The organism is Mycobacterium sp. E1747 (assembly GCF_001667775.1).
In the GTDB taxonomy this organism is placed as follows: domain Bacteria; phylum Actinomycetota; class Actinomycetes; order Mycobacteriales; family Mycobacteriaceae; genus Mycobacterium.
Genome location: NZ_LZJI01000123.1, coordinates 1 through 10,511, shown reverse-complemented (window position 1 = coordinate 10,511; position 10,511 = coordinate 1). Strand labels below are relative to the sequence as shown.

Genomic DNA, 10,511 nt, shown 5'->3' with positions numbered 1-10,511 from the left:
CGCGCGCTAATTGCCGATAGCGGCCTTGTGTTGGGGGCAATACGATGCCACGGAAGCGCCCAGCAGGTAGCCGGCCGCGTGCGCCGACAGGTCGGTGGCCCGTACGACGTTGAGCACCAACGAGGTTGGTGTTTTCCCCTTGTCGAGTCCGGCGCACATGTTGTGCCCCGCGGCGATCGCGGCGCCCCGATCGGTGAACACGATCCCGTTGCGCTCAATCTCGGCGATGAACGAATCGTCGGTCTGGTCGGCGCAAGCCGGTGCCGCGAAAAACACCGCGGCCCCGGCGGCCACGCCGAACGTCAAAAACATCCCGGCATGCGCGTTCATTCGGCCAAGGTCTCCTCAAGGTGACGACGGGGTGTCTTCGGGGTGGCTGCACAGTAACGGAGAACCGCGGGTCTTTCTCGGCGTCGCCAAGCCCGCCACCTCACGCGAATCGGGTCGCAACGCGACGGCACGCCGGTTCGAAGCGCTATTGAAAACCATTGCTCTACAACAATTTCGAATTCGTCAGCTGCGGATCGGGTGACCGGTCGGCGTCCATCAACCGCCAAGGGCGGCGCGCGAGAGCCGAAGGCGAGAGCAGAGCGCAACCGAGAATTAACAATCCGCAAAAGCGCCGCACCATACAACGGTCCTCCGTCCGCTTGTTCGCTCGCCCGTCGAGGGTCTCCGGCCCGCGCGGGCGGGGGCCGCGCCTCCCGGGTCGCCCGCGGCGGCGACGACGCATTTCACAGTGGCCGTTCGGGCGCGCGGCAACCGCCTTCGGTATGGTCCAAGGAGTGTGCGGAGTCACCGGGGAGGTAAGGCTCGACGGGCGGGTCCCCGACGTAGCAGCGGTGTCCGCAATGGCCGCCGTGATGACCCGACGGGGCCCGGACGCGTCCGGCGCCTGGTCACAGGGGCGGGTCGCGCTCGGTCATCGTCGGCTCAAGATCATCGACCTGAGCGAGGCCGGCGCCCAGCCGATGGTCGACTCCGAGCTGGGCCTGGCGATCGCCTTCAACGGCTGCATCTACAACTACAAGGAGTTGCGCCGGGAACTCACCGGGCACGGCTACCGGTTCTTCTCGCACAGCGACACCGAGGTCTTGATCAAGGCCTACCGGCACTGGGGCGACGACTTCGTCAGCCACCTGCACGGCATGTTCGCCTTCGCGATCGTCGAACGCGACAGCGGCCGGGTGCTGCTGGGCCGTGACCGGCTGGGGATCAAGCCGCTCTACCTGACCGAGGACAGCCACCGGATCCGCTTCGCCTCGGCCCTGCCGGCGCTGCTGGCCGGCGGCGGCGTGGACACCCGCATCGACCCGATCGCCCTGCACCACTACATGACGTTCCACTCGGTGGTCCCGGCGCCGCTGACCATCCTGCGCGGGGTCCGCAAGGTGCCGCCCGCGTCGCTCGTCGCCGTCGAGCCCGACGGCCGGCGCACCGTCACCACCTACTGGACCCCCGACTTCACCCGGCACGACGACCGCGCCGCCTGGTCGGAAACCGATTGGGAAGAGGCGGTGCTGGATGCACTGCGCGTCGCGGTCGAGCGCCGACTGGTCGCCGACGTGCCGGTCGGCTGCCTGCTGTCCGGCGGCGTCGACTCCAGCCTGATCGTCGGCCTGCTCGCCGAGGCCGGCCAGCACGGTTTGATGACCTTCTCCATCGGCTTCGAGGCGGCCGGTGGCGTCGAGGGCGACGAGTTCCGGTGGTCGGACATCATCGCCCAGCGCTTCGAAACCGACCACCATCAGATCCGCATCGGCACCGACCGGATGCTGCCCGCGCTCGACGGGGCGATCGGCGCGATGAGCGAGCCGATGGTCAGCCACGACTGCGTCGCCTTCTACCTGCTCAGCCAGGAAGTGGCACGGCACGTCAAGGTCGTGCAGTCGGGCCAGGGCGCCGACGAGGTGTTCGCCGGCTACCACTGGTACCCCCCGATGGGCTCGCCGGCCGCGGCGTCGCTTCAGGGCTCGGTCGCCGAGTACCGGGGCGCGTTCTTCGATCGCGATTCGGCCGAGATGGCGGGCCTGCTGGGGCCGGGCGTCATGGCCCCGGACGACCCCAGCGAGCGCTTCGTCACCGAGCACTTCGCGCGCGCCGGCGCGCAGACGGGCGTCGATCGCGCGCTGCGGCTGGACACCACCGTCATGCTGGTGGACGACCCGGTGAAACGGGTCGACAACATGACCATGGCCTGGGGCCTCGAGGGCCGGGTTCCGTTCCTCGACCACGAGCTCGTCGAGCTGGCGGCGACCTGTCCGCCGGAGCTGAAGATCGCCCACGAAGGCAAGGGCGTCCTCAAACAGGCCGCGCGACGGGTGATCCCGTCGGAGGTCATCGACCGGCCCAAGGGCTACTTCCCGGTTCCGGCACTGACCCACCTCGAGGGGCCCTACCTCGACATGGTGCGTGACGCCCTCTACGCGCCGGTTGCCAAGGAGCGCGGACTTTTTCGCACTGAGGCGGTCGACGCGCTACTGGCCGACCCCAACGGCAAGCTGACCCCACTTCGCGGCAACGAGCTCTGGCAGATCGCGCTGCTCGAGCTCTGGCTGCAGCGGCACGGCATCACGGGTCCGGTGGCATGACCGAAATCGATCCCTCTGGCGACCACACCGAGGCGATCACGATGGGCCTGCACGACGCCTCGCCGCCGGAGCTGGTGGAAGCGATGGCCAAGGATGTCGAGCTCGAATTGGGCTGGGGCCGACTGATTTTCGGCCAGACCTTCGCCGACTCCCACCAACTGGTCGAGGCGCTGCGCCGGGAGGGGCCCGGCCGCCGCGACATCTGCATCTACGCCCGCGAATCCCACGTGGTGGTCGCCGAAGCGCCGACCGAGCTCTTCATCGACCCCAGCCACACCTATCGGCTGCGCTTCACCGACGCGATGAAGGGCGAGGAATCCTCGCCGGCGCCGCTCGGGGTGACCGTGCGCACGCTGAACGACCCGGTCGACGCCGACGCCATGAATCGCGTCTACGTGCGCTGTGGGATGGTCCCGGCCGGCGTCGACGTCATCTGGGACAACCACCTAAACGCCCCCGCGGTGACCTACCTGCTTGCGGTGCGCGACGCGGACGGCGCCGTGGTGGGCACCGTCACCGGTGTCGACCACGAGTTGCTGTTCTCCGACCCCGAACAGGGGTCGAGCCTGTGGACGCTGGCCGTCGACCCGGCGGCCGGGCTGCCCGGCATCGGTGCGGCCCTCACCCGTGCGCTGGCGGAGCGCTTCCGCAACGCGGGCCGCGCCTACATGGACCTCTCCGTCGCCCACGACAACGCCGCCGCCATCGGGCTGTACGAGAAGCTGGGCTTCGTCCGCGTCCCGGTGCTCGCGATCAAGCGCAAGAACGCCATCAACGAACCGCTGTTCAGCCCGCCGCCCGAGACGGTCGACGACCTCAACCCCTACGCCCGGATCATCGCCGACGAGGCGCTGCGCCGCGGAATCTGGGTCGAGGTGCTCGACGCCGAGACCGGGGAGATGCGCCTCACCCACGGCGGCCGCAGCGTCATCACCCGTGAATCGCTGTCCGAATACACCTCGGCGGTCGCCATGTGCCGCTGCGACGACAAGCGCCTGACGCGGCGGCTGGTCTCCGAGGCGGGCATCACGGTGCCCCGCGCCCGCCTGGCCACCTTCGATGAGGGCGACTACAACTTCCTCACCGAGGTTGGCGAGGTCGTCGTCAAGCCGACCCGCGGCGAGCAGGGCAAGGGCATCACCGTCGGGGTGACCGCCGACAGCGGCCCCGAAGAGCTGGCCGCCGCGCTGGCCCGGGCCCGTCAGCAACACCCGGACGTGCTGATCGAGCAGCGCGTGCAGGGCGACGATCTTCGGCTGGTGGTGATCGACGGCCGGGTGGTGGCCGCCGCGCTGCGGATGCCGCCCGAGGTCATCGGCACGGGGGAGCACAGCATCCGTGACCTGATCGCGGCGGAAAGCCGGCGGCGCTCCGCGGCCACCGGCGGCGAATCCCGCATCCCGATCGACGACCTGACCGAGTCGACGGTGGCCGAGGCGGGCTGGACGCTGGACGACGTGCTGCCCCAGGGCTCCCGCCTGCGCGTCCGCCGCACCGCCAACCTGCATCAGGGCGGCACCATCCACGACGTCACCGCCGTGGTGAACTCCGAACTGTGCCGGGTCGCGGTGACGGCGGCCGAGGCGATCGGCATCCCGGTGACGGGCATCGACCTGCTGGTGCCGGACGTCACCGGCGCCGAGTACGCCTTCATCGAAGCCAACGAAAGGCCCGGGCTGGCCAACCACGAACCGCAGCCCACGGCTGCGGCGTTCATCGACTTCCTGTTCCCCGGCCACCCCGGCCAGCCGCAACCCTGGACCCCGGAGGAGTCGCGCGCCGACCGCGGCTGAGGCGTGTGATGCGCCTCGCCTGGGTACTTCTGAAGCCACCCGGATAGGAGTCAGATGAGCGGAAGCGTGCAAACCGGAACCATCACCACCCACGTGCCGGCGCGCCTCGACAGGCTGCCCTGGTCGCGATTCCACTGGCGCGTCGTCATCGGACTGGGCGGGGTCTGGGTCCTGGACGGGCTCGAGGTCACGATGGTGGGCAACGTGTCCGCTCGCCTGACGGAAAAGGGCAGCGGCATCGACCTGAACGCCGCGCAGATCGGCATGGCGGCCGCGTTCTACATCGCCGGTGCGTGCCTGGGCGCGCTGTTCTTCGGGCACCTGACGGACCGCTTCGGGCGGCGCAATCTGTTCATGCTCACCCTGGCGGTCTACCTGGCCGCCACCGTCGCGACCGCGTTCGCCTTCGCCCCTTGGTATTTCTTCGTCGCGCGGTTTTTCACCGGCGCCGGCATCGGCGGCGAATACGCCGCGATCAATTCGGCCATCGACGAGTTGATCCCCGCCCGGCTGCGCGGCCGCGTCGACCTGATCATCAACGGGACCTATTGGCTCGGTTCGGCCGCGGGGGCGGCCGGCGCCCTCGTCCTGCTCGACACGTCGAACTTCGCGCCCAACATCGGCTGGCGGCTGGCCTTCGGCGTCGGCGCCATCTTCGGTATCTTCGTGCTCCTCGTCCGGCGCAACGTCCCCGAGAGCCCGCGGTGGTTGTTCATCCACGGCCGCGACGAGGAGGCCGAGCGGGTCGTCGGCGAGATCGAGGAGGCGGTGCGGCAGGAGACCGGCGAACCCCTGCCCGAACCGCAAGGCCGCGGGCTCAAAATCCGTCAGCGCGAGACGATCTCGTTCCGCGAGATCGCCCGGGTGGCGTTCAAGCTCTATCCGCAGCGCGCGATCCTGGGGCTGGCGCTGTTCACCGGGCAGGCGTTCCTCTACAACGGCGTGACGTTCAATCTGGGCACGCTGTTGAGCGGGTTCTACGGCGTGCCGTCGGGCAAGGTGCCGCTGTTCTTCATCCTGTGGGCGCTGAGCAACTTCGTCGGGCCGCTGGCTCTTGGCCACCTGTTCGACACCGTCGGCCGCAAGCCGATGATCACTGCCACCTACCTCGGGTCCGCGCTGGTGGCCGTCGTCCTGGCGATCCTGTTCGTGACCCACACCGGTGGTGTCTGGACCTTCATCGGCGTCCTCGCGGTCGCGTTCTTCTTGGCGTCGGCGGGCGCCAGCGCCGCCTACCTGACGGTCAGCGAGATCTTCCCGATGGAGACCAGGGCGCTGGCGATCGCGTTCTTCTACGCGGTGGGCACCGCGATCGGCGGCATCACCGGGCCCCTGCTGTTCGGGCAGCTGATCAATTCCGGGGAACGCGGCCAGGTGATGTGGTCATTCCTGACGGGCGCCGCGGTGATGGCCATCGCGGGCCTGGTCGAATTGCGGCTCGGGATCGCGGCCGAAGGGCGCCCACTCGAAGAGTTGGCCCTGCCGCTGACCGTCGACGACGCCGAGTCCGACGACCGCGGGCCGTCTTCTGTTTGAAACCATCGAGGTGGCAGCGGTGACGCGGGCGTAACATATCCGCCATCGAGAGTTCCTAATGTGAGTCGGTCCACCAGACGTGGGCCCCCCCAGCGATAGGAATTCCATTGAGCGGTAACGCGGTCCGCCTCCAGGCGATCAACAATGTCGAGGCATACGTTCCCCCTGCCATCAGCTTCGTCCCGGGCGAAGCGCCCGGCGAGATCTTCGGCTCCAACGTCTTCACCAAGGCCGAGATGCAGGCGCGGCTGCCCAAGTCGGTGTACAAGTCCGTCGTGGCGACCATCGAGAAGGGCGCCAAGCTCGACCCCGCCGTCGCCGACACGGTCGCGGTGGCGATGAAGGACTGGGCGCTGGAAAAGGGCGCCACCCACTACGCCCACGTCTTCTACCCGATGACGGGTCTGACCGCCGAAAAGCACGACAGCTTCCTGGAGCCGGTCTCCGACGGGCAGACGCTCGCCGAGTTCGCCGGCAAGACCTTGATCCAGGGGGAGCCCGACGCCTCCAGCTTCCCCTCGGGCGGGCTGCGCAGCACGTTCGAGGCGCGCGGCTACACCGGCTGGGACGTGACGAGTCCCGCCTACATCCTGGAGAACCCGAACGGTAACACCCTCTGTATCCCAACAATTTTCGTCTCGATGACCGGCGAGGCGCTGGACTACAAGACGCCGCTGCTGCGCAGCCAGCAGGCCATGGGCACGCACGCCGAGCGGGTGCTGAAGTTGTTCGGCCATAACGACCTCAACCACGTGGTGTCCTTCTGTGGCCCGGAGCAGGAGTACTTCCTGGTCGACCGGCACTTCTTCCTGGCCCGCCCCGACCTGGTCAACGCCGGACGCACGCTGTTCGGCGCCAAGCCGCCCAAGGGCCAGGAGTTCGACGACCACTACTTCGGTGCGGTGCCCGAGCGTGTCCTGGGCTTCATGATGGACACCGAGCGGGAGCTGTTCAAGCTCGGCATTCCCGCCAAGACCCGGCACAACGAGGTGGCCCCCGGCCAGTTCGAGATCGCGCCGATGTTCGAGCGGGCCAACATCGCCTCGGACCACCAGCAGCTGCTGATGACGGTGTTCAAGACGATTGCCAAGAAGCACGGCATGGAATGCCTCTTCCACGAGAAGCCGTTCGCCGGCGTCAACGGGTCGGGCAAGCACGTCAACTTCTCGATGGGCAACTCCGAGTTGGGTTCGCTGCTGGTGCCGGGCGACACCCCGCACGAGAATGCCCAGTTCCTGGTGTTCTGCGCCGCCGTGATCCGAGCCGTGCACAAGTTCGCCGGCCTGCTACGGGTCTCGGTCGCCTCGGCGACCAACGACCACCGCCTGGGCGCCAATGAGGCGCCGCCGGCGATCATCTCGATCTTCCTCGGCGAACAGCTCGCCGACGTGTTCGAGCAGATCGCCAAGGGCGCGGCCACCTCGTCAAAGGGCAAGGGCACCATGATCATCGGCGTCGACACCCTGCCGCACCTGCCGACCGACGCCGGCGACCGCAACCGCACCAGCCCGTTCGCCTTCACCGGCAACCGGTTCGAGTTCCGCGCGCCAGGCTCGGGCCAGACGGTTGCCGTGCCGTTGATCATCCTCAACACGATCATGGCCGACTCACTCGACTACATGGCCACGATCCTGGAAGAGGCTGTGAGCAAGGGCGAGGACTTCGACAAGGCGGTCCAGAAACTGCTCACCGACGTCATCACCGAACACGGCGCGGTCGTGTTCAACGGCGACGGGTATTCGGACAACTGGCAGATCGAGGCGGCCGAGCGCGGGTTGCCGAACCTCAAGACGTCGCTGGACGCCATCCCGGAGCTGATCAAGCCCGAAGCCGTCGAACTCTTCGGCAAATACGGAGTGTTCAACGAGCGCGAGCTGCACAGCCGTTACGAGGTCCGCTTGGAGCAGTACGCGTTGACCATCGGGGTCGAGGCCAAGCTGGCGTTGGAGCTGGGGACGACGGTGATCCTGCCCGCCGCGATCCGGTACCAGACCGAGCTTGCGCAGAATGTGGCGAGCCTCAAGGCCGCCGGAATCGAGCCGAGTTCTGCTGCGCTGGAATCGGTTTCGGGGCCGATTGCCGATCTCGAAGCCGCGCTCGGCACGCTGAAGGCGGCGCTGGCGGACCACTCGGCATCGTCGGCGCTCGAGGAGGCGACCCACGCCCAGAAAGAGCTGCTCCCCGCGATGGCGGCGGTGCGCACGGCCGCCGACACGCTGGAAGGCGTTGTGGCCGACGACCTGTGGCCGCTGCCGACCTACCAGGAGATGCTCTACATCCTGTAGGGGACGATAGGGATCAGCCGATCAGCCGTAGGCGTCCCACCAGGTGTGCAGGTCCTCGACGGTGGCGGGGTCGCCGGAGACGTCGCTGAGCATCAGCTTCTCGTCGTTGGTCCAGATGACGTTCGGGTGGTTGTTGTAGGTGCCGCAGGCGATCAGCCCGGCCATGTCGTTGGGGGTCTGGTCGTAGTGCCAGCTGACGGGTGAGCGTCCCTCGCCGGGGCAGTTCACCAGGCTGACGTTGGCGATGTCGTCGGTGAATGCCCTCTTCAGTCTGTTCGGCGTCGCGAACAGTCCGTAGGTGGCGTGGCTGGGACCGCCCGGCTGGGTGTTCTGCCCGCAGGTCACCATCGCGACCGCGTGCACCCAGATGCTGCCCGACTCCGGGGTGGCGGGCGTGCAGGTGCCGGCCAGGTAGCCGGGAGGCAGCAGGCTGATCAGCCGCGCCTGATCGTCGTTGGGGGCGATGCCGGACGGCGGCGGGGTTTTCGCCACGGTCGACTTGGCGTGCCCCTGGCCGGACGGTTTGAGCGCAAGCCAGACGCCGGCGGCGCAGAGGGCGACGACGATCGCCACGGCGGCGGCGACCATCGGCCAGCGGTTGCGTTGGGGCGACGGGGACGGAACGTCCGGCGGCCTCGAGCCCGGGGTCACGATTTCGCTGTGCCGCAGAATCGTTTCCGCGCGTTGGCGTTCCGGGCTGCTGAGCGCCCGGTGCGCAGCCTCGGCCAGGCCGCCGGCGGTGGGATAGCGCTCGATCGGGGTTTTGGCCATGCCGCCGGCGATCACCGCGTCGAATGCCGGGCTCACCCCCGGGCCTTGCTCGCTCGGTTTGGGGATGGGCTGCATCATGTGGGCGCTGACCAACATGCCGGTGCTGTCGGCGGGATAGGGCGGGGCCGCCGTCAGGCATTCGTAGAGCACACAGGCCAGCGCGTAGACGTCGGCGCGCGGTGTCACCTCGTCGCTCGAAAACCGTTCGGGCGCCATGTATTTCAGGGTGCCGACGGCAGTCCCCAGCTGGGTGAGTTTCTCGTCGGACTTGGCGCTGGCGATCCCGAAGTCGACGAGATAGGCGAAGTCGTCACCGGTGATCAGGATGTTCTGCGGCTTGACGTCGCGGTGGGTCACGCCGGCGGCGTGCGCGGCATCGAGGGCCGAGGCGATCTGGTGGACGATGGCCACCGCCCGCGGCGCCGGCAGTGGGCCATCCCGTTCGAGCAGGCTGCCCAGGTCGATGCCCTCGATGAGGCGCATCTCCAGGTACAGCTGCCCGTCGATCTCGCCGTAGTCGTGGATGGGCACCACATGGGGCTCCAACAGCCGGCCGGTGATCCGCGCCTCGCGTTCCATTCGCTTGCGGAACACCGGATCTCCGCTGAACGTGTGCGACATCAACTTGAGCGCCACCGTCCACTGTTTGACCGTGTGCTCGGCCTCGTAGACCTCACCCATCCCGCCGCGCCCGAGCAGCCGCTTGAGACGGTAAGGGCCGAACATCGTCCCCACCCGCGAGCCCTCGGTCATCGAGTGACTCGATCGACGAGGTGAGCGCACACCGATCTCACCGCAGAAACGTACAACATCGCCCCGGCCCGCGCCGGTCGCGCGATCAGCGCACCGGGGGAGCGACCTGCGTGATCGAACCATCCGGGGCCAGCACGATGGTGCCGCTCAGCGCCCCGTCGCTGGCGCTGATCTGTAGGTGCAAGCCACCGTCCTTACGGGATTCGATCGTCAGGAAGATCCGGTCGGCGTCGTAGATGTGTAGTGTCTGCGGCGCCTGCTGCACGACACCGACGACCGCCTGCACGTCGAACTTGCTGAGGTCACCCACCACCAAACGGGACGACACCGCGTTCTCGGGACCGACGCTGGCCCAATTACCGTCGCGGCACAGCCAACTCACCACCTTCCGCGGGTTGGCGGTGTCCGGACGCATGACCACCACCTGGGTTTGGTAGATGTTCAGCTGGTAGCCCAGGGTGTCGCCGAACTGCGTCCGCATCTGCGCCAGCACCCCGCTGACCCCGCTCAGGGTCAACAGCTGCGGCGGGGGAGGCGTCGGGGTGGTGGTCGCGGCGGCGGAGCTGCTGGGGGCCGACCTGCAGATCCACCCGACGCCCGCGCGCCCGCCGTCGCCGCCGTCCGGACTTGTCGGACGACGGACGTGGATCGCGGTGGCCGTTGCGCTGGTGCTGCTCGGCGCCGGCGTCGCCTGGGGCCTACAGCGCGACATCAACTTGAGCGCCACCGTCCACTGTTTGACCGTGTGCTCGGCCTCGTAGACCTCACCCATCCCGCCGCGC

At 68.3% G+C, this 10,511-nt stretch carries 6 protein-coding genes and 1 pseudogene; 4 read left to right on the top strand and 3 right to left on the bottom strand.

The genetic code is table 11. The features are described from left to right. Window positions 1-6 precede the first annotated feature (6 nt). Window positions 7-330 (bottom strand): DUF732 domain-containing protein, encoded by a 324-nt coding sequence (locus A5695_RS12265; protein ID WP_068081725.1) that lies wholly within the window; start codon window positions 328-330, stop codon window positions 7-9. Between the two features lie 455 nt (window positions 331-785). Between A5695_RS12265 and A5695_RS12260 the strand changes: the two genes are divergently transcribed. The 4 genes from A5695_RS12260 (at window position 786) to A5695_RS12245 (ending at window position 8,205) form a co-directional block, all read left to right on the top strand. Beyond that, window positions 786-2,591, top strand: coding sequence for an N-acetylglutaminylglutamine amidotransferase (locus tag A5695_RS12260; RefSeq protein ID WP_068081729.1), 1,806 nt, complete (start codon window positions 786-788; stop codon window positions 2,589-2,591). Continuing rightward, window positions 2,588-4,384: an N-acetylglutaminylglutamine synthetase gene (gene ngg / locus A5695_RS12255; protein WP_068081722.1), complete on the top strand. Its 1,797-nt coding sequence runs from the start codon at window positions 2,588-2,590 to the stop codon at window positions 4,382-4,384. The genes A5695_RS12260 and ngg overlap by 4 nt, the downstream gene beginning before the upstream one ends. A gap of 54 nt (window positions 4,385-4,438) precedes the next feature. Continuing rightward, a complete protein-coding gene (locus A5695_RS12250) occupies window positions 4,439-5,920 on the top strand; it encodes an MFS transporter (protein WP_068081719.1) in 1,482 nt (493 codons plus the stop codon). Window positions 5,921-6,027: 107 nt separating this feature from the next. Continuing rightward, window positions 6,028-8,205, top strand: coding sequence for a glutamine synthetase III (locus tag A5695_RS12245; protein ID WP_068081714.1), 2,178 nt, complete (start codon window positions 6,028-6,030; stop codon window positions 8,203-8,205). A 21-nt stretch (window positions 8,206-8,226) separates the two neighbouring features. On the opposite strand, the gene A5695_RS28475 is transcribed toward A5695_RS12245, so the two are convergent. Both A5695_RS28475 and A5695_RS30245 read right to left on the bottom strand, forming a co-directional pair. Further along, the gene (locus A5695_RS28475; protein WP_068081711.1) at window positions 8,227-9,729 is read right to left on the bottom strand and encodes a serine/threonine-protein kinase; all 1,503 of its coding nucleotides are present in this window, start codon (window positions 9,727-9,729) and stop codon (window positions 8,227-8,229) included. Between the two features lie 706 nt (window positions 9,730-10,435). Further along, window positions 10,436-10,511: pseudogene (locus tag A5695_RS30245) on the bottom strand (hypothetical protein); the annotation flags it as partial.